This window comes from Pseudomonas sp. FG6, assembly GCF_057809015.1.
In genome coordinates, this window is record NZ_JBMDJD010000019.1 from 36481 (window position 1) to 59130 (window position 22650).

23 protein-coding genes are annotated in these 22650 nt (G+C 63.1%); 11 read left to right on the forward strand and 12 right to left on the reverse strand.

The window, feature by feature from the left end; translation table 11 throughout:
- Positions 1–20: 20 nt before the first annotated feature.
- The 3 genes from ispE to ACODSJ_RS14330 are packed head-to-tail and all read right to left on the reverse strand — an operon-like array spanning position 21 to position 3220.
- Positions 21–872, reverse strand: coding sequence for a 4-(cytidine 5'-diphospho)-2-C-methyl-D-erythritol kinase (gene ispE, locus ACODSJ_RS14320; protein WP_489102343.1), 852 nt, complete (start codon positions 870–872; stop codon positions 21–23).
- Between the two features lies 1 nt (position 873).
- Positions 874–1491: a lipoprotein insertase outer membrane protein LolB gene (gene lolB, locus ACODSJ_RS14325; RefSeq protein WP_489102344.1), complete on the reverse strand. Its 618-nt coding sequence runs from the start codon at positions 1489–1491 to the stop codon at positions 874–876.
- Between the two features lie 4 nt (positions 1492–1495).
- The gene (locus tag ACODSJ_RS14330; protein WP_489102345.1) at positions 1496–3220 is read right to left on the reverse strand and encodes a tetratricopeptide repeat protein; all 1725 of its coding nucleotides are present in this window, start codon (positions 3218–3220) and stop codon (positions 1496–1498) included.
- A gap of 173 nt (positions 3221–3393) precedes the next feature.
- Here ACODSJ_RS14330 and hemA point away from each other — a divergent pair, with 173 nt between their 5' ends.
- The 6 genes from hemA to ACODSJ_RS14360 all read left to right on the forward strand — a co-directional run bounded on the left by hemA (position 3394) and on the right by ACODSJ_RS14360 (position 8775).
- Positions 3394–4683, forward strand: a complete 1290-nt coding sequence (gene hemA, locus ACODSJ_RS14335) for a glutamyl-tRNA reductase (RefSeq protein WP_489102346.1) — start codon at positions 3394–3396, stop codon at positions 4681–4683.
- Positions 4680–5762: a peptide chain release factor 1 gene (prfA, locus tag ACODSJ_RS14340; RefSeq protein ID WP_489102347.1), complete on the forward strand. Its 1083-nt coding sequence runs from the start codon at positions 4680–4682 to the stop codon at positions 5760–5762. The genes hemA and prfA overlap by 4 nt, the downstream gene beginning before the upstream one ends.
- 14 nt (positions 5763–5776) lie before the next feature.
- Complete coding sequence (prmC, locus tag ACODSJ_RS14345) at positions 5777–6607, forward strand: peptide chain release factor N(5)-glutamine methyltransferase (protein WP_489102348.1); 831 nt, start codon at positions 5777–5779, stop codon at positions 6605–6607.
- Positions 6601–7356, forward strand: coding sequence for a molybdopterin-synthase adenylyltransferase MoeB (locus tag ACODSJ_RS14350; protein ID WP_489102349.1), 756 nt, complete (start codon positions 6601–6603; stop codon positions 7354–7356). Before prmC ends, ACODSJ_RS14350 begins: the two co-directional genes overlap by 7 nt.
- The gene (gene murI / locus ACODSJ_RS14355) at positions 7349–8140 is read left to right on the forward strand and encodes a glutamate racemase (RefSeq protein WP_489102350.1); all 792 of its coding nucleotides are present in this window, start codon (positions 7349–7351) and stop codon (positions 8138–8140) included. Before ACODSJ_RS14350 ends, murI begins: the two co-directional genes overlap by 8 nt.
- Before the next feature lie 116 nt (positions 8141–8256).
- Entirely contained in the window at positions 8257–8775 is a 519-nt protein-coding gene (locus tag ACODSJ_RS14360; protein ID WP_489102351.1) for an acyloxyacyl hydrolase, read from the forward strand.
- Positions 8776–8846: 71 nt separating this feature from the next.
- On the opposite strand, the gene ACODSJ_RS14365 is transcribed toward ACODSJ_RS14360, so the two are convergent.
- From ACODSJ_RS14365 to ACODSJ_RS14390, 6 genes are all read right to left on the reverse strand, one after another.
- The gene (locus tag ACODSJ_RS14365) at positions 8847–9152 is read right to left on the reverse strand and encodes a YkgJ family cysteine cluster protein (protein WP_489102352.1); all 306 of its coding nucleotides are present in this window, start codon (positions 9150–9152) and stop codon (positions 8847–8849) included.
- A gap of 28 nt (positions 9153–9180) precedes the next feature.
- On the reverse strand, positions 9181–9954 hold the full coding sequence (locus ACODSJ_RS14370; protein WP_489102353.1) for an SDR family NAD(P)-dependent oxidoreductase: 774 nt from the start codon (positions 9952–9954) through the stop codon (positions 9181–9183).
- A gap of 121 nt (positions 9955–10075) precedes the next feature.
- Positions 10076–11536, reverse strand: coding sequence for a deoxyribodipyrimidine photo-lyase (phrB, locus tag ACODSJ_RS14375; protein ID WP_489102411.1), 1461 nt, complete (start codon positions 11534–11536; stop codon positions 10076–10078).
- Between the two features lie 12 nt (positions 11537–11548).
- On the reverse strand, positions 11549–12487 hold the full coding sequence (locus tag ACODSJ_RS14380) for a MerR family transcriptional regulator (RefSeq protein ID WP_489102354.1): 939 nt from the start codon (positions 12485–12487) through the stop codon (positions 11549–11551).
- A complete protein-coding gene (locus ACODSJ_RS14385) occupies positions 12487–13449 on the reverse strand; it encodes a 2-thiouracil desulfurase family protein (RefSeq protein ID WP_489102355.1) in 963 nt (320 codons plus the stop codon). Before ACODSJ_RS14385 ends, ACODSJ_RS14380 begins: the two co-directional genes overlap by 1 nt.
- 171 nt (positions 13450–13620) lie before the next feature.
- On the reverse strand, positions 13621–14607 hold the full coding sequence (locus tag ACODSJ_RS14390) for an NAD(P)/FAD-dependent oxidoreductase (RefSeq protein ID WP_489102356.1): 987 nt from the start codon (positions 14605–14607) through the stop codon (positions 13621–13623).
- Between the two features lie 196 nt (positions 14608–14803).
- Between ACODSJ_RS14390 and ACODSJ_RS14395 the strand changes: the two genes are divergently transcribed.
- A complete protein-coding gene (locus tag ACODSJ_RS14395) occupies positions 14804–15703 on the forward strand; it encodes a TIGR01777 family oxidoreductase (protein WP_489102357.1) in 900 nt (299 codons plus the stop codon).
- Between the two features lie 13 nt (positions 15704–15716).
- Complete coding sequence (gene hemH, locus ACODSJ_RS14400) at positions 15717–16742, forward strand: ferrochelatase (protein ID WP_489102358.1); 1026 nt, start codon at positions 15717–15719, stop codon at positions 16740–16742.
- Positions 16743–16876: 134 nt separating this feature from the next.
- On the opposite strand, the gene ACODSJ_RS14405 is transcribed toward hemH, so the two are convergent.
- Together ACODSJ_RS14405 and upp are read right to left on the reverse strand one after the other, a co-directional pair.
- A complete protein-coding gene (locus tag ACODSJ_RS14405) occupies positions 16877–18151 on the reverse strand; it encodes a uracil-xanthine permease family protein (protein WP_489102359.1) in 1275 nt (424 codons plus the stop codon).
- Between the two features lie 2 nt (positions 18152–18153).
- Positions 18154–18792 (reverse strand): uracil phosphoribosyltransferase, encoded by a 639-nt coding sequence (gene upp / locus ACODSJ_RS14410; RefSeq protein ID WP_489102360.1) that lies wholly within the window; start codon positions 18790–18792, stop codon positions 18154–18156.
- A gap of 165 nt (positions 18793–18957) precedes the next feature.
- On the opposite strand from upp, the gene ACODSJ_RS14415 reads away from it, so the two are divergent.
- Positions 18958–19515 (forward strand): hypoxanthine-guanine phosphoribosyltransferase, encoded by a 558-nt coding sequence (locus ACODSJ_RS14415; protein ID WP_489102361.1) that lies wholly within the window; start codon positions 18958–18960, stop codon positions 19513–19515.
- Between the two features lie 3 nt (positions 19516–19518).
- Positions 19519–19992, forward strand: a complete 474-nt coding sequence (locus tag ACODSJ_RS14420; RefSeq protein ID WP_489102362.1) for a WbuC family cupin fold metalloprotein — start codon at positions 19519–19521, stop codon at positions 19990–19992.
- A 130-nt stretch (positions 19993–20122) separates the two neighbouring features.
- On the opposite strand, the gene dauA is transcribed toward ACODSJ_RS14420, so the two are convergent.
- Positions 20123–21865 carry a C4-dicarboxylic acid transporter DauA gene (dauA, locus tag ACODSJ_RS14425; protein WP_489102363.1) on the reverse strand — a complete coding sequence of 581 codons (1743 nt, stop codon included), beginning with the start codon at positions 21863–21865 and terminating at the stop codon, positions 20123–20125.
- A gap of 282 nt (positions 21866–22147) precedes the next feature.
- Between dauA and ACODSJ_RS14430 the strand changes: the two genes are divergently transcribed.
- Positions 22148–22633 carry a hypothetical protein gene (locus tag ACODSJ_RS14430; RefSeq protein ID WP_489102364.1) on the forward strand — a complete coding sequence of 162 codons (486 nt, stop codon included), beginning with the start codon at positions 22148–22150 and terminating at the stop codon, positions 22631–22633.
- Positions 22634–22650 lie beyond the last annotated feature (17 nt).

Below are 22650 nucleotides of genomic sequence, written 5' to 3' on the forward strand. Positions count from 1 at the left end.
TGCCCAGCACTCGATTCCTTTTAGAGCAGGTCTTGCAGCTTGCGATGCAACATCGAGACGTTGCTTCCTTTTGCTACAAACCCTGTAAGGGTCTCTGTAAGAAGGGCCGAGACTTTATCAGCTTCAGCTTTGCTTGGGAAGCCCCCAAACACACAACTTCCAGTTCCGGTGAGTTTTGCTTCGGTAAAATTACCTAACAAATCCAATGCGTTACGAACATCTGGGTAACGCCTTGCTACCACCGGTAAGCAGTCATTTCGACTGTTTCCCTTGGGAACGGGGCGCACTTTAATGGGAGGAGAGTTACGTGTCAACAGTGGATCTGAAAAAATTTCTGCTGTACTTACAGATACTTGCGGCACGAGTACCAGGTACCAGGGTTCTTCGGGCTCTACCGGCGTGAGTTTTTCCCCGACGCCCTCGGCAAAAGCGGCGTGTCCACGCACGAAAACCGGGACGTCGGCGCCCAGCGTCAGGCCCAGGGCCGCGAGGCGATCCTCGTCCCAGCCCAGCTGCCACAAGTGGTTAAGGCCGAGCAGGGTGGTCGCCGCATTGGAACTGCCGCCACCGATGCCGCCGCCCATGGGCAGAATTTTTTCGATCCAGATATCGATGCCCAATGAGCAACCGGATTGTTCCTGGAGTTTTTTCGCGGCCCGCACGATCAGGTTGCTGTCGTGGGGAACACCCTCGAATTCGGTGTGCAGGCGAATCACGCCATCGTCGCGCACGGCAAAGGTGATTTCGTCACCGTAGTCCAGGAACTGAAAAATCGTCTGCAGCTCGTGATAACCGTCCGGGCGACGACCGAGGATGTGCAGCATCAGGTTGAGCTTGGCCGGGGAGGGCAGGGTCAGGCGCGCAGCGGTCATGTCATTGCCCCAGCTTGCGCGGCTGCCATTGCTTGATCACCAGCGTGACGTCCAGGTTGCTGCCGTGCAGTTTGATCCGCTCGGGCAGCCAGTAGCCGTTCTGCTGGGCATAGCTCAGGTATTCGATCCGCCAGTCATCCTGTTCCAGGTTGGACAGGCGGCTGTCGGCGTCCAGGGTCAGGCGGCTCTTGCTGTCCGGTGCGGGCAGCCCGCGGACCCACCAGGTCAGATGGGACACCGGCAGTTGCCAGCCCAGTTGTTCCTCCAGCAGCGCTTCAGGCGTGGGCGCCTCGTAGCGGCCCTGGTTGGCGACTTCCAGCGAGGCCTGGCCGGGGCGCCCGGTCAGGCGCGCTGCACCGCGACCCAGCGGGCCGGACAGGCGGATGTCGTAGTAATCCTGGCGCTGCAGCCAGAACAGCGTGCCGCTGCCGGAATCCTTGGGGGCGCGTATGCCGATCTTGCCGTCGATCTGCCAGCCGTCGAGGGCGGCGAGTTGTTCCTTGTGGACACGCCACTGGGCCGGATTGCCGTGGCCCTGGACGGATTCACGGGTGCCCAGGCCGGTACAGCCGGCGAGCAGGGCGATGAGACTGACAACGATGAAATGGCGCAGGAACATAATCTTAAAGGGTCTCGGATCCGGTCAGGCGTTTGATGGTGCTGCGCAAGACGGGGCTGTCGGGCTGCTCCTTGAGGAACTTGCTCCAGACTTGCCGGGCCTCGCGCTGTTTGCCGTTGGCCCACAGGACTTCGCCCAGGTGAGCGGCGACTTCCTGGTCGGGAAAACGCTCCAGGGCCTGGCGCAACAGGCGTTCGGCTTCGTCGAGGTTGCCCAGGCGGAAATTCACCCAGCCGAGGCTGTCGAGCACCGCAGGGTCTTCCGGATTGATCTGGTGCGCCTGTTCGATCAGCACCTTGGCTTCGTCGTAGCGAGTGGTACGGTCCGACAGGGTGTAGCCCAAGGCATTGAGGGCCATGGCGTTGTCCGGGTCGCGCTGGATGATCAGGCGCAGGTCTTTTTCCATCTGGGCCAGGTCATTGCGCTTTTCCGCCAGCATCGCCCGGGTGTACAGCAGGTTCAGGTCGTCCGGGTATTGCTTCAAGGCCTGATGCAGTACTTCCCAGGCTTTGTCGCCCTGGTTGTTGGCCGAGAGGGTTTCGGCTTCGATCAGGTACAACTGGATCGCGTAGTCGGGTTGAGCGTCGCGCTGCACCGCCAGGCGACTCTGGGCGTCAGCCGTCTTGCCGTTGCCCATCAGGATATCGGCCTGGCGCAACTGCGCTGGCAGATAGTCGTTGCCCGGGCCGACCTGGGCGTACTCGATGAGCGCGCTCTCGGGGTTGTTACGTTCTTCGGCGATGCGCCCCAGGTTCAGGTGCGCCGAGTCGACGTGGCTTTCCCGGGCGATCAGGTCCTCCAGGTAACCCTTGGCCTCTGTCCAGGCCTTGGCTTCCAGGCAAACCAGCGCCAGGGAGTAACGCAATTCGTCATCCTCCGGGTATTGCTGGAGCAGGCTGGAGAACTCCGCCTTGGCGTCGTCCATGCGGTTGTTTTCCACCAGCATGCGGGCGTAGGTGAGGCGCAGGCGTTTGTCGTCCGGGTACTTCTTGATGCTTTTTTCCAGCAGCGGCAGGGCGTCATCGCCGCGGCCCAGGCCTTGCAACAGCCGTGCGCGCAGCAGGATCGGCGCCACTTCGCCGGCTTCCGGCGGGTTGTCTTCGAGCAGGGTCAGGGCGCCCTGGCTATCGCCGTCCTGTTGCAACAGCAAGGCCTTGCCAAAGATCAACTGGCCGTTGTTCGGGTGGCGTTGCAGCAGGCGATCGAAACTCTTCATCAGGCCACTACGGGTTTCCTGGTCGGTGTCGGCAGCGGACAGCGCGAGGAAATCGAAGTGAGTGTCGCCCTTGCCCTGCAGGACTTTCTCCATATAGGTCATGGATTCGTCGTAGCGTCCGGCGCGGGCCAGTTGTACGGCAGCGGCCCGCTGCGCTTCAAGGTCGTCCGGGGCGTTTCGGGCCCAGATCAGCGCGGTATCCAGCGCGGGCTGGTCGGCGCCCAGGTACTCGGCGATGCGAAACGCCCGCTCGGAGATGCCCGGATCCTGGGTGTTGATGGCCTGGGTCACGTAGTTGTCCAGGGCAATGTCGAAGCGATTGCGCTGGCCTGCCAGTTCGGCGCTCAACAGGCTGAAGATGGTTTCTTCGCTGAACGAGCCGTAGACCTTGGGTTTTTCAGGGGCTTGCGTGCTGTCGTCGACCGGCGGCGTACCGTCCGTCGAAACGGGGGCCATGGACTGGCAGCCGCTGAGCAAGGCAAGAGCGAGGAGCAACGCGGAAGATCTATTCATATAGGAAGAGGACGACTAACCTGCGGTCGGATCATCATGACACAAGCCTTCGGTCAAACATAACCGCCCTGTCGATTTACGGCCGCGTGCAGGTCGATAGAGATCGGGGTGGTTGTTCTCGATCTGGCGAAGTAGGACAATTGCCGGCTTCACGTCACCATCAGCGACCTTGAATGGCCTTCCTTGCACTTGGTATTAACCACAAGACTGCTTCCGTAGACGTCCGCGAGCGCGTGGCCTTTACGCCTGAGCAGCTGGTCGAGGCCCTGCAGCAGCTCTGCCGGCTCACTGACAGCCGCGAAGCCGCGATCCTCTCCACCTGCAATCGCAGCGAGCTTTATATAGAGCAGGATCACGTTTCGGCGGATACCGTGCTGCGCTGGCTGGCCGACTATCACAAGCTGAGCCTTGAAGAGCTGCGCGCCAGTGCCTATGTGCACGAAGACGATGCGGCAGTTCGTCACATGATGCGTGTCGCCTCGGGGCTCGATTCGCTGGTGCTGGGCGAGCCGCAGATCCTCGGCCAGATGAAGTCGGCCTACGCCGTGGCGCGTGAGGCCGGCACGGTCGGCCCGCTGCTGGGGCGGTTGTTCCAGGCCACGTTCAACGCCGCCAAGCAGGTGCGCACCGACACGGCCATCGGCGAAAACCCGGTGTCGGTGGCGTTTGCCGCCGTCAGCCTGGCGAAACAGATCTTCAGCGATCTGCAACGCAGCCAGGCGCTGCTGATTGGCGCCGGCGAGACCATCACCCTGGTCGCCCGCCATCTGTATGACCTGGGCGTCAAGCGCATCGTCGTCGCCAACCGCACCCTGGAACGGGCCAGTACCCTGGCCGAGCAGTTTGGCGCCCATGCCGTGCTGCTGTCCGAGATTCCCGCCGAACTGGTGCACAGCGACATCGTCATCAGCTCCACCGCCAGCCAGTTGCCGATCCTGGGCAAGGGCGCGGTGGAAAGCGCCTTGAAACTGCGCAAGCACAAGCCGATTTTCATGGTGGACATTGCCGTTCCCCGGGACATCGAGCCGGAAGTCGGTGAACTCGACGACGTTTACCTCTACAGCGTCGACGACCTGCACGAAGTGGTGGCCGAGAACCTCAAGAGCCGGCAGGGCGCGGCCCAGGCGGCCGAGGAAATGGTCAACGTCGGCGCCGAGGACTTCATGGTGCGCCTGCGCGAGCTGGCGGCGGTGGACGTGCTCAAGGCCTATCGTCAGCAGAGCGAGCGCCTGCGCGACGAGGAACTGCAAAAGGCCCAGCGCCTGCTGGCCAATGGCGCCAGTGCCGAAGACGTGCTGGCGCAACTGGCACGCGGCCTGACCAACAAGTTGCTGCATGCGCCGAGCGTCCAGCTCAAGAAGCTGACCGCCGAAGGCCGCCTCGATGCGCTGGCCATGGCCCAGGAACTCTTTGCCCTCGGTGAGGGTTCACCGGATAGCTTTTCGGATAAAAAACCGCAATGAAAGCGTCACTGCTCAACAAGCTGGACATCCTCCAGGACCGTTTCGAAGAATTGACCGCCTTGCTGGGCGACGGCGAAGTCATCAGCGACCAGAACAAATTCCGCACCTATTCCAAGGAATACGCGGAAGTCGAGCCGATTGTCGCCGCCTATAAACAGCTGGCCAAGGTGCAGGGCGATCTCGAAGGTGCCCAGGCCTTGCTCAAGGACAGCGACCCGGACCTGCGCGAGATGGCGCTCGAGGAAGTGCGCGAAGCCAAGGAGCAGCTGGTCGAACTGGGAAGCAACCTGCAACGCATGCTGCTGCCCAAGGATCCGAACGACGGACGCAACGTGTTCCTCGAAATCCGCGCCGGTACCGGTGGCGACGAGGCGGCGATTTTTTCCGGTGATCTGTTTCGCATGTATTCGCGTTACGCCGAACGTCGTGGCTGGCGGGTGGAGATCCTTTCGGAGAACGAAGGTGAACACGGCGGCTATAAGGAAGTGATCGCCCGGGTCGAGGGCGAGAACGTCTACGGCAAGCTGAAGTTCGAATCCGGCGCCCACCGTGTGCAGCGTGTCCCGGCCACCGAATCCCAAGGGCGGATCCATACTTCGGCCTGCACCGTGGCGGTGCTGCCCGAGCCGGACGAACAGGAAGCCATCGAGATCAACCCGGCGGACTTGCGGATCGACACCTATCGCTCCTCCGGCGCGGGCGGCCAGCACGTCAACAAGACCGACTCGGCGATCCGTATCACGCACTTGCCCTCGGGCATCGTGGTCGAGTGCCAGGAAGAGCGTTCCCAGCACAAGAACCGTGCGCGGGCCATGGCCTGGTTGTCGGCCAAGCTCAATGACCAGCAGACCGCCGCCGCCGCCAGCGCCATCGCCAGCGAACGCAAGCTGCTGGTGGGCTCGGGCGACCGTTCCGAGCGTATCCGTACCTACAACTTTGCCCAGGGCCGGGTCACCGACCACCGTGTCAACCTGACCCTGTATTGCCTCGACGAGATCCTTGCCGGCGGTGTCGAGGCGGTGATCGAGCCTTTGCTGGCCGAATACCAGGCCGATCAGCTGGCCGCGATTGGCGAGTAAGCACAGGTGAATAAATGACCATCATCGCCAGCCTGCTACGCGCCGCCGAGCTGCCGGATTCGCCCACGCCAAGGCTCGATGCCGAGTTGCTGCTGGCCGCTGCGCTGGGCAAGTCCCGCAGTTTCCTGCACACCTGGCCGGAGCGGATCGTGCCGAGCGAGTCGGCCCTGCTGTTTTCCGAATACCTGCGCCGCCGCCGTTCCGGCGAGCCGGTGGCCTACATCCTTGGGCAGCAGGGTTTCTGGAGTCTCGACCTGGAAGTCGCGCCGCATACGCTGATCCCGCGTCCCGACACCGAGCTGTTGGTGGAAACCGCGCTGGCCTTGTTGCCGGCCACGGCGGCCCGGGTCCTGGACCTGGGCACCGGCAGCGGCGCGATTGCCCTGGCCTTGGCCAGCGAGCGCCCGGCCTGGACCGTCACGGCGGTCGACCGCGTGCTGGAAGCCGTCGCCCTGGCCGAGCGCAATCGCCAACGCCTGGACCTGGGCAACGTCACGGTGTTGAGCAGTCACTGGTTCAGTGCCGTGCAGGGCGAGCGTTTTCAGCTGATCGTCAGCAACCCGCCGTACATCCGCGCCTGCGACCCGCACCTGGTTGAAGGCGATGTGCGTTTCGAACCGGCCAGTGCGCTGGTGGCGGGGCAGGACGGGCTCGATGACCTGCGCCAGATCATTGCCCAGGCACCGGCGCATCTTGAGCCGGGTGGCTGGCTGATGCTCGAGCACGGCTACGATCAAGCGGGCGCGGTGCGTGAGTTGTTGCAAACCCAAGGGTTCGCCGAGGTCCACAGCTGCAAGGACCTGGGCGGTCATGAACGCATCAGCCTGGGGCGACTGCCATGCTGAACGACCAAGAACTGTTGCGCTATAGCCGGCAAATCCTCTTGCAGCATGTCGACATCGACGGGCAAGTGCGCCTCAAGCAGGGCCGAGTGCTGATCATCGGCCTCGGCGGCCTCGGCGCCCCCGTGGCGTTGTACCTGGCGGCTGCCGGCGTGGGTGAATTGCACCTGGCCGATTTCGACACGGTCGACCTGACCAACCTGCAACGCCAGATCATTCACGACACCGACAGCGTCGGCCTGACCAAGGTCGATTCGGCGATGCGGCGCCTGGCGGCGATCAACCCCGAGGTCCGGTTGGTGCCCCATCCGACGGCCATGGACGAAGATTCCCTGGCTGCCGCCGTCGCGGCGGTGGATCTGGTGCTCGACTGCTCCGACAATTTCTCTACCCGTGAAGCGGTGAACGCGGCGTGCATCGCAGCGGGCAAGCCGCTGGTCAGTGGCGCGGCGATTCGCCTGGAAGGGCAGTTGTCGGTGTTCGACCCACGGCGCCCCGAAAGCCCTTGCTATCACTGCCTCTACGGCCATGGCAGCGAAGCCGAACTGACCTGCAGCGAAGCCGGTGTGCTCGGGCCGGTGGTCGGTCTGGTGGGCAGCTTGCAAGCCCTCGAAGCGCTGAAATTGCTGGCCGGTTTCGGTGAGCCGCTGGTGGGGCGCTTGCTGTTGATCGATGCGCTGGGGACGCGGTTCCGTGAATTGCGGGTCAAGCGTGATCCAGGCTGCAGTGTCTGTGGTGGCCGGCATGCGTGAGGCGCCCGTCGGTGTGCTTGACTCGGGCGTCGGCGGGCTGTCGGTGCTGGGGGAGATCCGTCGGCTGCTGCCAAATGAGTCGCTGTTGTACGTCGCCGACTGCGGGCATATCCCTTACGGCGAAAAGACCCCGGACTACATCCGGCAGCGCTGCGCGATCATCGCCGACTTTCTCCTGGGGCAAGGCGCCAAGGCGCTGGTGGTGGCTTGCAACACCGCAACGGTCGCCGCCGTGGCCGATTTGCGCCGGGATTTTCCTCACTGGCCCATCGTCGCCATGGAGCCGGCGGTCAAGCCGGCCGCTGCCGCCACCCGCAGTGGTATCGTCGGTGTACTGGCCACCACCGGCACTTTGCAGAGTGCCAAGTTCGCTGCGTTGCTCGACCGTTTCGCCGCCGATGTCCGGGTCATCACTCAACCGTGCCCGGGGCTGGTGGAGCTGATCGAAACGGGTGACCTGCACAGCCCGGCCCTGCGTCAACTGCTGCAACATTACGTCGAGCCCTTGCTGGCCGCCGGCTGCGATACGCTGATCCTGGGGTGCACGCATTATCCGTTCCTCAAGCCATTGCTTGAGCAGATGATCCCGGCCCACATCAGCCTGATCGACACCGGTGCCGCCGTGGCCCGGCAACTCCAGCGGTTGTTGGCTGAGCGGGAACTGCTGGCCGCAGGACCGGCCCGCGAAACTCAATTCTGGACCAGTGCTGATCCGATACATTTAAGAAAAATCCTACCTACGCTATGGCATTCGTCTGGCATTGTGCGAAGCTTCGATCTGTAAGAAAACATGAAAAATGTGTGAAATGGGGATGAACTTCTGTTTCAGCGCGGATTTCTATAATTTCGTCTGTTTGTAACAAAAAAACTAAATCGAGTCTGTCCGAAAAGGATTTGCTAATGAAGCGCATATTCTGCTTTGCCGCGATTGCGGCTGCGTTGGTGGGGCACGCTTACACCGCACAGGCGGCGGGTGTGGAGTTCGGGGTTGGCCAGACCAGCGATTCGACCATGACCTATCGCTTGGGGATGCAGTTCGATTGGGACAAGAGTTGGTGGCAGAGCGACGTGGGTCGCCTGACCGGTTACTGGAGCGGTGCGTACACCTATTGGGAAGGTGACAAGACCTCCAGCAATCACAGCCTGTCGTTCTCGCCGGTGTTTGTGTATGAATTTTCCGGGCAGAACGTAAAACCTTACGTTGAGGCTGGCGTAGGTGTTGCGTTGTTCTCCAATACCGAAGTGGAAGACAACCGGCTCGGTACAGCCTTCCAGTTCGAAGACCGCATCGGCTTCGGCCTGCGTTTCAACGGCGGACACGAAGTGGGTATTCGCGCCACGCATTATTCCAACGCCGGTATCAAGTCGACCAACGACGGTGTGGAAAGCTACGCGCTGCACTACACGATGCCGTTGTAACCCTCTGTCCTGTTCTGTCCTGTGGGAGCCCGGTCTTTACTGGGGCCTGGTCTCCCACAAGACTCCGGCCTTTACCGATACACCGTGGCCATCCCTTCGCGTTCTTCCAGGCATTGCGGCGCACCCATTTCGAACTCGCGGCAGATCAGCGGACGTTTTTCGTAGATCGTGCACCTCATGCTGTTGCGATCCAGGGCTGCGCACCAGCCGTCATCCAGCCGCCGCATCACTTCGCCGCCCCAATCATCCGTGTCGATAAAATGGAGCGGGACGCCGGTGTCGGTGATCAGCATCACTTCCAACCGACAGCAGCACGCCGCACACGTGGAGCACGTGACGGTCGGTGTAGCGAGTTCTACGACGGGTATGGTTTTCATGCTGCGCAGTGTAGGGCAAACAGCCTGTTCAGGGGCGTCCCTTGATCGGTGACCAGGCGCTCGCCCGGCAGGGTGGCGCATCTGCTCGTACCGTCTGGGTCGAAGAGGACAGGGGCCAGAGCAGCGTCATGGAGGCGACGGGGAGTGCCACTTCCGTCGGCCGTTCAATCAAGCGGTCGAGGACATGAGCTGCTGCCTCGTCCGCCGACCATTTGCTTGGAGCTGGAACGCAATCGTCGAGGTGCAATGACGGGGTGTCGAAGCCAGGGTGGACCAGCGTGACGTCGACACCGGCCGGCGCCAGCTCGTCGCGAGCCGACTCGAACAGATAGCGCATGCCGACGCCGCCTGCTTCGGTCTGTGAGGGCGGCAGGTAGGTTGCCGGACTGGTGATGCCCACCAGGTGGGATGCGGTTCCGGCGCGCAACAAAGGTGCGGCCACTTCGATGCAGAAGCTGGTGGCCAGCAGGTTGCCGCGCACGATGTGTTCGATCAGGGTCGGTTCGCTGGGCTGCCCCTCGACATACTCAGCGGTTCCGGCGTTGATGATGACCTTATCCAGGGCGCCCCAGTGCCGGGCGATCTGCTCGCCGATCTCGCGTACGGTCTGGCTGTCGGTCAAATTGCCCGGCACCGTCAGCACTTGTCCTGGATACCGTGCCGCAAGGGCATCGCACCACGGGGCCGAGCGCGAACTGACGGCCAGGTGTGCACCTGTCTGCAGTATGGCTTCAGCCAGCGAAGCGCCGATGCCGTTGCCAGCCCCGGTGAGCCAGTATCGTTGCGGCGTGCTCAGCCCCATTCGTGACTCCTCTTCTTCAGGCGGTACCTTGCCTCGGATTGCAAGACGGGCTCGGCGAACGCTCTGCAATTTGTATGACTATATGTCAGCTGCGGGAAAGCGCATTTCATAGGGCGCAATTTCATGTGCGCTCATCGCCCGGACTTTCCCAGGCCGCGTCACGTCGAGCCGGCAGGTTCCGGAACGCCGCCAGTGCGCGAGCGCGGGACTGGCCGAGATCGACGATCGGGGCCGGGTAATCCGCTACGCCAAACAATCCGCCCTCAAGATTTGGGTTATGGACCTCGTGCCTGTCGAGATCGTTCAGCTGGGGTAGCCAGTGCTTGATGAACAAGCCTTCGGAGTCAAATTTCTCCGATTGGCTCACTGGGTTGAAGATCCGGAACCAGGGGGCCGCGTCGGTGCCGGTGGAGGCGCTCCACTGCCAGCCGCCGTTGTTGGCGGCCAGGTCGCCGTCGATCAGATGCTGCATGAAAAAGCGCTCGCCCTCGCGCCAGTCGATCAGCAGGTTCTTGGTCAGGAACATGGCTACCACCATTCGCAAACGGTTATGCATCCAGCCGGTTTCCAGCAATTGACGCATGGCGGCGTCGATAATGGGCACGCCAGTGCGCGCTTCCTTCCAGGCTTGCAGCTCCTGCGGTGCGTTGCGCCAGGCCAATGCCTCGGTTTCCGGGCGAAAAGCGCGATGGCGCGACACCCGTGGATAACCCACCAAAATGTGTTTATAGAACTCGCGCCAGAGCAATTCATTGATCCATGTCACAGCTCCTGCATTTCCACTCTCCCATTCTCCCTGGTTGGCCCGAAGAGCGGCGTGCAGGCACTGGCGTGGCGAGACAACGCCAGCCACCAGGTAAGCCGACAGTTGGCTGGTGCCGGGTTTGGCCGGGAAATCCCGTGCGTGCTGGTAATCTTCAAGGTGCTGCTCGACAAAGGTTTCCAGGCGCCGCTGGGCATGCAGCTCTCCGGCGGGCCAGAGCGCGCGCAGTGCCGGGCTGGGTTGGGCGAACCCGGCGGCTTGGGTGGGCACCGGGTCGCGGGTGATGCCGGTGGGCGCCTGTCGGGGCGGGGTGGCAACCAGGCTTGGCAGCGAGTGATACAGCCGGCTATAGCAAACCTTGCGGAACTGGCTGAACACCTGGAAGTACGTGCCGGTCTTGGTCAGCACGCTGCCGGGCTTGAACAGCAATTGGTCCAAGTGGCTGTGAAACTCGATCCCCTCGGCCGTCAAGGCCTTGGCCACGGCGGCATCGCGACGGCTTTCATGCAGGCCGTACTCTTCGTTGACATGAACGGCAGTGACGTTCAGTTCGCGGCACAGCTTCGCGAGCACCTGTGGCGCCTGGTCCCACCGCGGTGCGTCACGAACCAGCAGCGCAATGTTCAGATCGTCAAGGTCCGCGCTCAATGAGGCGAGGTTGCGCAACCAGAAATCAATCTTGCACGGTGCATCGTCATGATCGCGCCATTGTTCCGGGCACGGCAGGTACACCGCCACGCACGGCCCTCGGCTGGCAGCCGCCGCGAGGGCGGTGTTGTCGCGCAGGCGCAAGTCGCTGCGCAGCCAGATCAATTGCAGGTTTTTTTCCATCTAGAGCAGTTCTCTGCGACTCAGTTCGCGGTAAGCCGATAGCGGATCTTCGGCCCAGGACACGTCGACCGTCGCCACGCCTGTGGATAACCGGGCGTGGTGAATCGAGGCGGCGGGGCCGGCGATGATGATCGGGCAGTCAATGGCGCCCAGCAGCCTGGGCAGTTGGGAAAGGTTGATGGCATGGCTGGAGTACAACAGCACGCCGCGAGCCTGGAGGCGTTCGACCGCCAAGGCCAGCTCACCCGGCGGTATCGGCCCGTCGAAGACTTCCACCGGGCAATCGGCGCTGCTGGCCAACCAGGCGATGAGCCAGAGGTGAGGGTCGAAGGCGGCGACCGAATGGTTGATCAGCAGCAACGGCGCGCCGCGCAGTTGACGGTTGTTGTGGTAGACCCGGCTGCCGAATTTGCTGCGCAGCCAGGAATAGAAGAACACACGCTCCAACTGGGCGCCGAACTGGCCCTGCCAGCGCCCCTGCAGTTCGGCCAACAAAGGCAACAGCAATTGTTCGCACACGGTCCGTGGCGGGTACAGCGCCATGGCCTGGTTGACCAGGTCGTCGACCTGTCGCTCGGCCAGTTGCGTCACCGCCAGCACCAGGGCACGTCGCTGGCGTTGCCAGTCGTTTTCCACGGGTTCGGCGGGTGGTTGCGGGGCGTCGAGCAGTGGCTTGATCTTGCTCACGGCCATCCCGCGATTGATCCAGGTGAGGATGCTTTGAATCCGCTGCACATGTTCGGCGTTGAACAGGCGATGCCCTTTGGCTGTGCGATGCGGCACGATCAAGCCGTAGCGACGCTCCCAGGCCCGCAGCGTGACCGCGTTGACGCCGGTTTGCCGGGCGACCTCGCGAATGGGCAGCCAGCCTTGCGCCAAGGCGTCGGCGAAATCGGCCTCTTGCGCTTGGATGGCGCGGGACTCGTCCTGGTCGTTCATCAAATCGCGTTTCGCAGGCTGAGGTTTTCCGGATGCGGTTGCAGGTAGGCCTGCTGCGCGAGGTAGGGATCGGGGTGTCGGCGCAGGTGATGCTTGAGCAATGTCAGCGGGACCACCAACGGGACGATGCCGAGGCGATACTGCCCGATGAGGTGCTGCACCTCCTGCTTGTCCTGCGCGGTGATGGCACGCTTGAGGTAGCCGCTCAGGTGTTGCAGCACATTGGTGTGGGTGCGGCGGGTGGCGCATTTTTTCAACGCCGCCATCAATTCGCTGAAGTAGCGTGGGCCCAGTTCGTTGGGATCGGCCTTGCCCATGCTGCCCAACACGTTGCCCAGGGCGTGGTACTGCGCCGGATTGTGGGCCATCAGCAGGTATTTGTAGCGCGAGTGGAATTCAATCAGGTCCCGTCGGGTCAGGCCTCGGTGACGCAGGGGTTGCCAGTCTGCATAGACGAACACCCGGTTGAGGAAGTTTTCCCGCAGCACCGGATCGTTGAGCCTGCCGTCTTCTTCCACTGGCAGGTCGGGGTGTTGCTCGCAAAACGCCTGGGCATAGATCCCGCGGCCGCCGCCGTCCTGGGGCACGCCGTTGTGGCCGTAGACTTTGACTCGTTCCAGCCCGCAGGAAGGTGATTTCTGCATGAAGATGTAGCCACAGATGTCGTCCAGCTCCGCCGCCATCTGTCGGCCGTAATCGGCCAGTGGCCGGGTCACGTTGAGGGTGTGATTCACCGTGCCCAGCGCTTCGGGCCGTTCGGGGTCGCCTGTCAGCCGGATCGGTTCACGGGGGATGCCCAGGCCAATGGCAACCTCGGGACACACCGGCACGAAATCGAAGTGCTCGGCCAAGGTGCGGCTGCACAGCTGCGATTGCTTGTGTCCGCCATTGAAGCGAACTTCAGCACCCATCAGGCAGGCGCTGATGGCGATTTTCGGTCTGGTGGCGGCTTCGCTGGGCATGGTCGACCTCGGATGGCTTAAACCTGTACAGAATATTTGTTTTGTACAATATTTCCATCATAGGTGAGGGTGTGCCCAAGTCAACACGAATGTGCGAGGTGGTGGCATCGAGGGGGTCGTAGATGGGCTGCTGTCCGGAGCGACAGCAGCGGTGGCGCGGGATGATGCGGCCTACTGCAAGCTGGCGTGCAACCGGCGGGCTGCCTCCTGGCCGCTGAGCCAGGCTCCTTCGACACGGCCGGACAGGCACCAGTCGCCGCAGACATACAGGCCCAGGTCGGCATCGCCCAGGGCGCCCCATTCATGGTTGCCGGCCGGCCGCGCGTAGAGCCAGCGGTGGGCCACGCTGAAGCTCGGTGCGGGCATCGCGCTGTGCAGCAGTTCGGCGAAGGCGCCATGCAGATGCTCGATCACGGCCTCCTTGGGCAGGTCGATGTGTTGCCGACTCCAGTCGCTGGTGGCGTGCAGCACCCAGGTGTCGAGCGTGCTGTCGCGTCCCGGTTTGCTGCGGTTGCGGGCCAGCCAGTCCAGCGGACTGTCCTGCACGAAGCAGCCTTCCATGGGCGTGTCCAGCGGCGTTTCGAAGCCCAGGGCCACGGCCCAGGTCGGGTCCATTTTCACCCCGGCGGCTACGCCGGCCAGTTTCGGTACGGCGGCCAGCAGCGCGGTGGCCTGGGGCGCGGGCGTGGCGATCACCACCTGGCCGAACGGGCCGTGGGTAAAGCCTTCTGCGTCCTGCAAATGCCAGTGTTCCTGGCCACGGTACACCTCGGTGATCCGGCAAGAGAACTGCACTTGCAGCTTGCCCAGCAGGGCGCGGGTGATGGCGCTCATGCGCGGTGTGCCGACCCAGCGGGTCTGCTCGTCCGGCGAAGGGCTCAATTGCCCGCCCTGGAAGTTATAGAGCTGCGGGTTCCATTCCGCGGCCCAGCCATTGGCCTGCCAGCGCTGGACCTCCGTGACGAAACGGCGGTCGCGGGCGGTGAAGTATTGCGCGCCCATGTCCAGGGCGCCGGCGTCGCTGCGCTTGCTCGACATGCGTCCGCCGCTGCCATGGCTTTTATCGAAGAGTTGAACGACATGCCCGGCCTCCGTCAGGGCCTGGGCGGCTGAAAGTCCGGCGATGCCGGTGCCGATGATTGCGATAGGTACAGTCATGAGGGCCTCGTTTACCTTTCTGTACAGACTACGCCGTCGTTTAAACCTGTACAATTCGGGTTTTTGGTATAAGTTTTACCGTTCGCTTTCGGACAGGTTGTCCTATTGTTAAACACAGACCCTGTTCGATACGAAAAATCCCTGCTTATAAAAATAGACTAATGGGCCGGGTAAAACGCGATACGAGGAACACCTCATGCACATCTTGCTGACCGGCGGTACTGGATTGATCGGACGTCAGCTCTGCCGTCACTGGCTGGGGCAGGGCCATCGCTTGACGGTATGGAGTCGCCGACCCGAAGAGGTGGCGAAAATCTGTGGTGCCCAGGCGCGGGGAATTGCCCGGCTCGACGAAATCAGCGAGCCGGTGGACGCGGTGGTCAACCTGGCGGGCGCGCCGATTGCCGACCGGCCCTGGACCCACAAGCGCAAGATGCTGCTGTGGAGCAGCCGCATCACCCTCACGGAGGTCTTGCTGGCGTGGCTGGAGCGTTGCGAGCAAAAGCCACGGTTGTTGATCTCCGGCTCGGCGGTGGGTTGGTATGGCGACGGCGGCGAGCGTGAGTTGACCGAGGCGTCGGGGCCGGTGAGCGAGGATTTCGCCAGCCAGTTGTGCATCGCCTGGGAAGAGACGGCGCAACGGGCCGAGGCCATGGGCATCCGGGTGGTGCTGGTTCGTACCGGTCTGGTCCTGTCCGCCGAGGGCGGCTTTTTGTCGCGGCTGCGGCTGCCGTTCAAACTGGCGCTGGGCGGGCCTATCGGCAATGGTCGGCAATGGATGCCGTGGATTCACATTGACGATCAAATCGCCTTGATTGATTTTCTTCTGCACCGCGACGACGCCAGCGGTCCTTATAATGCCTGCGCGCCGAACCCGGTGCGCAACCGCGACTTTGCCCATGCCCTGGGGCGCGTGTTGCATCGGCCGGCCGTGATGCCGATGCCAGAGCTGGTATTGAAAGTCGCGCTGGGGGAGTTGTCCTTGCTGTTGCTCGGCGGGCAGCGCGCCACGCCGGCCCGATTGCAATCGGCGGGGTTCACCTTCCGCTTCACTGATTTGCCTGCGGCCCTGGACGATTTGTCCGACCGCCTTTGAAATAGGATGTTGCATGACCGATCACGCGTTGCTTCTGGTGAATCTGGGTTCGCCTGCCTCCACCTCGGTGGCCGATGTGCGCCGCTACCTCAATCAATTCCTGATGGACCCTTACGTCATCGACCTGCCTTGGCCGGTGCGGCGCTTGCTGGTGTCGCTGATCCTGATCAAGCGGCCCGAACAGTCGGCCCATGCGTACGCGTCGATCTGGTGGGAGGAAGGTTCGCCGCTGGTGGTGCTCAGCCGTCGCCTGCAACAGGCCATGAGCGCGCAATGGAGCCACGGGCCGGTGGAGCTGGCAATGCGTTACGGCGAGCCGTCGATTGAATCGGCGCTGGTGCGACTGGCCGGCCAGGGCCACAAGAGGATCACCCTGGCGCCGTTGTATCCGCAGTTTGCCGACAGCACCATGACCACGGTGATCGAGGAAGCCAAGCGAGTCATGCGGGAAAAGAAGCTCGATGTGCAGTTCTCGATTCTCCAGCCGTTCTACGACCAGCCGGAATACCTCGACGCCCTGGTCGCCAGCGCCAAGCCGTACCTGATGCAGGATCATGATCACCTGCTGCTGAGTTTCCACGGTTTGCCTGAGCGGCACCTGACCAAGCTCGACCCGACGGGTTTTCATTGCTTCAAGGACGCCGACTGCTGCAAGAACGCACCGCCGGAGGTCGTGGCGACGTGTTACCGCGCCCAATGCATCCGCACCGCCGAGCTGTTCGCCCATCGCATGGGGCTGAAGGATGGCCAGTGGTCGGTGTCGTTCCAGTCGCGACTGGGGCGCGCCAAATGGATCGAGCCCTACACCGAGACGCGCCTGGATGAACTGGCCCGCAGCGGCGTGAAGAAGATCCTGGTGATGTGCCCGGCGTTCGTGGCCGACTGCATCGAGACTCTGGAGGAAATCGGCGACCGCGGGCGCGAGCAGTTCCGCGCGGCGGGAGGGGAGGAGTTGGTGCTGGTGCCGTGTCTCAATGACCAGCCGCAGTGGGTCGAGGCGTTGAGCACGTTGTGCGAACGGGCGCCGATTGCGCTGTAAACCTCTAAAAGCATCGCGGGCAAGCCTTGCTCCCACAGATTTTGTCCTGGCCACTTAAGCGTGGACTACTCAAAACCTGTGGGAGCAAGGCTTGCCCGCGATGACGCTAGTGCAGACGATGAAAGTGATGGGCTCTAGATCAGCGGCTCATCTCCATTCTTCTGCTTCCAGCTGTCATTGCCCGGCAGGATCAGGTTCAGCGCAATAGCCACGATTGCGCACAGCGCGATGCCCTTGAGGCCGAAGTCGTCCGGGCCGGTGCCGGTGCCCACCAGCACGCCGCCGATGCCGAACACCAGCGTCACTGAAACGATCACCAGGTTGCGCGCCTCGCCCAGGTCGATCTTGTGGCGGATCAGCGTGTTCATGCCCACCGCGGCAATCGAGCCGAACAACAGGCACAGGATCCCACCCATCACCGGCACCGGGATGCTTTGCAGCAGCGCGCCGAACTTGCCGATGAACGCCAGGGCGATGGCGAAGATCGCCGCCCAGGTCATGATCTTCGGGTTGTAGTTCTTGGTCAGCATCACCGCGCCGGTCACTTCGGCATAGGTGGTGTTGGGTGGGCCGCCGAACAGGCCGGCAGCGGTGGTGGCGATGCCGTCACCGAGCAGGGTGCGGTGCAGGCCGGGTTTCTTCAGGTAGTCGCGACCGGTCACGCTGCCCACGGCGATCACGCCGCCGATGTGCTCGATGGCCGGGGCCAGGGCCACAGGGACGATGAACAGGATCGCCTGCAAATTGAACGCCGGCGCGGTGAAGTTCGGCAGGGCGAACCACGGTGCGGCGGCGATTTTCGCGGTGTCCACCACGCCGAAGAAAAATGCCATGGCAAAGCCCACCAGCACGCCGGAAATGATCGGTACCAGGCGGAAGATGCCTTTGCCGAACACCGCGACGATAAGGGTGGTGAGCAGGGCGGGCATGGAAATCAACATCGCCGTCTGGTAGCGAATCAACTCGCTGCCGTCACCGGCCTTGCCCATGGCCATGTTGGCGGCAATCGGCGCCATCGCCAGACCAATGGAAATGATCACCGGGCCGATGACCACGGGCGGCAACAGCCGGTCGATGAAACCGGTGCCCTTGATCTTCACCGCCAGGCCCAGGAAGGTGTAGACGAAACCGGCCGCCATCACCCCGCCCATGGTCTCGGCCAGGCCGAACTGGCCCTTGGCGAGGATGATCGGGGTGATGAACGCGAAGCTAGATGCCAGGAATACCGGCACCTGGCGCCCGGTCACGATCTGGAACAGGATCGTTCCCAGGCCGGCGGTGAACAGCGCCACGTTCGGGTCCAGTCCAGTGATCAATGGCATCAGGACCAATGCGCCGAAGGCGACGAACAACATCTGGGCGCCGGACAGCACCTGGCGCCAGAGCGGATCGTTGAACTCATCCTGCATGCTCAGGCGTCCTTCTGCTTGGTGCCGAAGATCTTGTCGCCGGCATCGCCCAGGCCGGGGATGATGTAGCCATGCTCGTTGAGTTTCTGGTCGATGGACGCGGTATAGATGGTCACATCCGGGTGGGCGTCCTGCACCGCCTTGATGCCTTCGGGGGCCGCGACCAGCACCATGGCGCGGATGTCCCGGCAACCGGCTTTTTTCAACAGGTCGATGGTGGCGACCATGGAACTGCCGGTGGCGAGCATCGGGTCGATGATCATCGCCAGGCGCTCGTTGATTTCCGGCACCAGTTTTTCCAGGTAGGTATGGGCTTGCAGGGTCTGCTCGTTGCGAGCCACGCCCACAGCGCTGACCTTGGCACCCGGGATCAGGCTCAGCACGCCTTCGAGCATGCCGATGCCCGCGCGCAGGATCGGCACCACGGTGATCTTCTTGCCGGCGATCTTCTCTACCTGGACCGCACCGGCCCACCCGTCGATTTCATAGGACTCCAGGGGCAAGTCCTTGGTGGCTTCGTAGGTGAGCAAGGCGCCGACTTCCTGGGCGAGCTCGCGGAAGTTTTTGGTGCTGATGTCGGCGCGGCGCATCAGGCCGAGTTTATGTCTGATCAGCGGGTGGCGAATCTCGAGGATGGGCATGGGAAAAGGCTCCGGCGGCGGGCAAAAAAACCGGCCTAGGTTAATCTATCCGAGGGTCACAATACAGAACGTTAGTCCACAAACGCTTGATCTGGCCGGGCGGGATGCGTACCTTTGCCCGCTTTCCGAATCTGTCCCTTCCGTCAACTTCTCTTGGAGAGCGCCATGTCCGCTGATCTCGAGCATATCCGTCAAATCATGCGCGAGGCCGACTGCCTCTACAGCGAAACCGAAGTCGAAGCGGCCATCGCCCGCGTTGGTGCGCAAATCAACGATCAACTGGCCGACTCCAACCCCGTGGTGTTCTGCGTCATGAACGGTGGCCTGATCTTTTCCGGCAAGCTGCTCACCTACCTGAACTTCCCGCTGGAAGCGTCCTACCTGCACGCCACCCGTTACCGCAACGAAACCACCGGCGGCGACCTGTTCTGGAAGGCCAAGCCGGAAGTCTCGTTCATCGACCGCGACGTGCTGATCATCGACGACATCCTCGACGAAGGCCACACCCTGGGCGCCATCATCGACTTCTGCAAACACGCCGGCGCCCGCGCCGTGCACACCGCCGTGCTGATCGACAAGGACCACGACCGCAAGGCGCGGCCTGACCTGAAAGCCGATTTCGTCGGCCTGCCGTGTGTCGACCGCTACATTTTCGGCTACGGCATGGACTACAAAGGTTACTGGCGCAACGCCAACGGTATCTTTGCCGTCAAGGGCATGTGAGCCATGGCCCGGCCGAGCTTCCTGGACCAGACGTTGTTCGATGGCTTGGCCGAGCAGGCCGCGGCCAATCCTCGCGGGCGACAACATCACAATTTTCATGGGATGGATGAGCCCTGCCACCGCATGGCGGTGGGCTTACAACCGTGCACCTACATCCCGCCTCATCGACACTTGAGTGCCGACAAGGCCGAAACCTTGCTGGTGCTCAGGGGCCGGCTGGGTGTGTTGATCTTCGATGAAACCGGTGCGGTGGTGGACAAGCGCATCTTGCAGGCCGATGGCGACTGCCTGGGCGTCGACGTGCCGGCCGGCGTGTATCACGGGTTGGTGGTGCTGGAAGCCGACAGCCTGATGTTCGAATGCAAGGCGGGTCCTTACCGGCCAGTGGGCGAGGGTGAGCTGGCCCACTGGGCGCCCCGCGAAGGTGAGGCTGGCGTGGCGCAATACCACGCCTGGATGCGGGCCCAGTTCGACTGAGGGTGGCTGGTACCCCGAGCATGAGCGACCCGTGGGAGCAAGGCTTGCCCGCGATGAGGGCGATGCGGTCTTTCAGGCATTGAGGTGTCTGTTTCGCGAGCAAGCTTTGCTCCCACACAGCAGGGCATAATCAGGCAACCTTTGGATGGGCGGCATGATGTTCGACCAGCCACTGCTCGCTCTTGACCCGTGCCTGCTCCAGCGTCTGCACATACGCCAATTGGCGCTGCTCGCGATGAATGCCGGCGCGGCGCAGCTTCAGGCGTACCCGTGGTGCGGTCGCCACCAGGATCAGGCCGATGCCGTGCTTGCGGTAATCCTTCAGGATATTTTCAAACGCGGCCAACGCGGTCATGTCCAGCATGGGCACGGCGCTCATCTCCACGACCACCACCCGCACGCCCGGATCGAATTTGCGCAGCACATCCAGGGCCTTTTCCGCCGCGCCGAAGAACAGCGGCCCGCGAATCCCGTAGCAGCGCACGTGCTCGGGCATGTCCTGCAGGGCTTGATGGAAATGGCGCGGCAGTTCGGCGCTGTCGGTCAGTTCGCTCATGCGCTTGATGAACAGCCCGGCGGCCAGCAGCAGGCCGACGGCGACGGCCAATACCATGTCGAACAACACCGTCAGGCCCAGGCAGGTCAGTAGCACCAATACGTCGCTGCGCGGGGCGATGCGCAAGGTGTGCAGCACATGCCCGGCTTCGCTCATGTTCCACGCGACCATCACCAGCAGCGCCGCCAGCGCGGCCATGGGCAAGTAGCTGAACAGCGGTGCCAGCAGCACAATCGCTCCCAGCACCACCAGGCTGTGGATGATCGCCGCCAGGGGGGAAAACGCGCCGCTGCGCACGTTGGTGGCACTGCGGGCGATGGCTGCGGTGGCGGTGATGCCGCCGAACAGCGGTGCCACCAGGTTGCCAAGGCCCTGGCCCAGGAGCTCGGCGTTGGGGTCGTGCTTGCTGCCGGTCATGCCGTCCGCGACCACGGCACACAGCAGCGATTCGATTGCGCCGAGCATGGCGATGGCGAAGGCCGGGCCGAGCAGTTGGCGAAACAGGTCGTAGGACAGGTTCAGCGGATGTCCCTGGCCGTCCGGCAGGTTCCACGGCCAGTCGAAGCTGGGCAGGAACGGTGGGATGCCGGGGTGGCGGATACCGTCGACGACATAACTGAAGCGTTCGCCCAACGTCGCGATCGGCCAGCCACCGTGCTCCAGCGCCAGCCCCAGCAGCGCCCCCACCAGCAAGGCGACCAGGTGCCCGGGGATTCGCGGTACCCAGCGCGGCCAGATAATCAGCACCGCCAGGCAGGTGGCGCCGATGAGGCCGTCGCTGAGGTGGGCGCCGGGCAGGGCGACGATCAGCTCGCCCAGTTGCTCGATGTAATGGCGGGCCTGGCCGGCGGTGGTCAGCCCCAGCAGATCCTTGAGTTGCAGGGTGGCGATGACCACGCCGATCCCTGCGGTGAAACCGAGGATGACCGGGTACGGGATATATTGGATCAACCGTCCGGCGCGCATCAGCCCCAGCGTGATCAGGATCAGGCCGGCCAGCATCGTGCACAGTAACAGGCCACCCAGGCCATATTGCTGGGTGATCGGCAGCAGGATGACCACGAACGCCGCCGTCGGCCCGCTCACGTTGAAGCGCGAACCGCCCGTGAGCGCGATCAGCGGCGCGGCCACCAGCACGGTGTACAACCCATGTTGCGGGGGTACGCCGACGGCGATGGCCAGTGCCATGGCGAGGGGAATGGCGATGATGCCGACGGTGAGCCCGGCCACGAGATCGCCGCGCAGGCGCTCCACGGTGTAGCCGGCGCGCCAGGCTTGGCGCCAGGCGGCGAACAAGGGCGGAGCGGAGATAGACATGAGTACTCCTCGTGAGGAACGGGTGCCGACCCCTGTGGCGAGGGAGCTTGCTCCCGCTGGGTGGCGAAGCCGCCCTGGAATATTGCGAGCGCTACGCGCTGGTGCGCCAGCCCGGTCGAACGGGAGCAAGCTTGCTCGCCACAAAAGCGTCTCTGACGGGTGTCAGGGCTGATGGCCACTTGAGTATGCCGCGCCCGCTGCGCGGATGCATTGACCCGGATCGCTTATTTTTACCAGTCGTGCTCATGCTAGAGTGCCCGGCCAAGACCCCCGGAGCTTGTCATGCGTGTATCGATCCGCCGCTGCGCCACTTTGTTGTTGATCTCCAGCCTACCCCTGGCGGCCGTTGCCGCGCCGATGCACAGTCAGTTCCTGCCGCCCGATGACCAGGTGGCGCGCCAGGAGCAGCCTGAACAGCAGCAGTTGCTGCAGGTCACCGAGTATTCGGTGGTGCTGGGCAACCAGCGTCAGTCCAACCAGCAGCCGATACCGGTGACGTCGCCGTTGCTGGTGCGCCTCAAGGGCAAGCCCTTGAACAAGGGCGCGATCATCAACCAGGTGATCCTCAACTTCGACGGCGAAAGCAAAAGCCTGAAGAAGCCGACGTTCGACCAGGCGACCAAGACCCTGACCCTGTCTTATCCACCGGCCCAGTACCGGGTGGTTATCGACCTGTTGCGTAACCACACGGTGTACGTGCAGTTTCTCACTTACGCCAACGGTCATGTCTGGGCAGACCTGCACACCGGCGCCGAACGCTCGCGTTGAGCCCTGGGGGCCGCCGG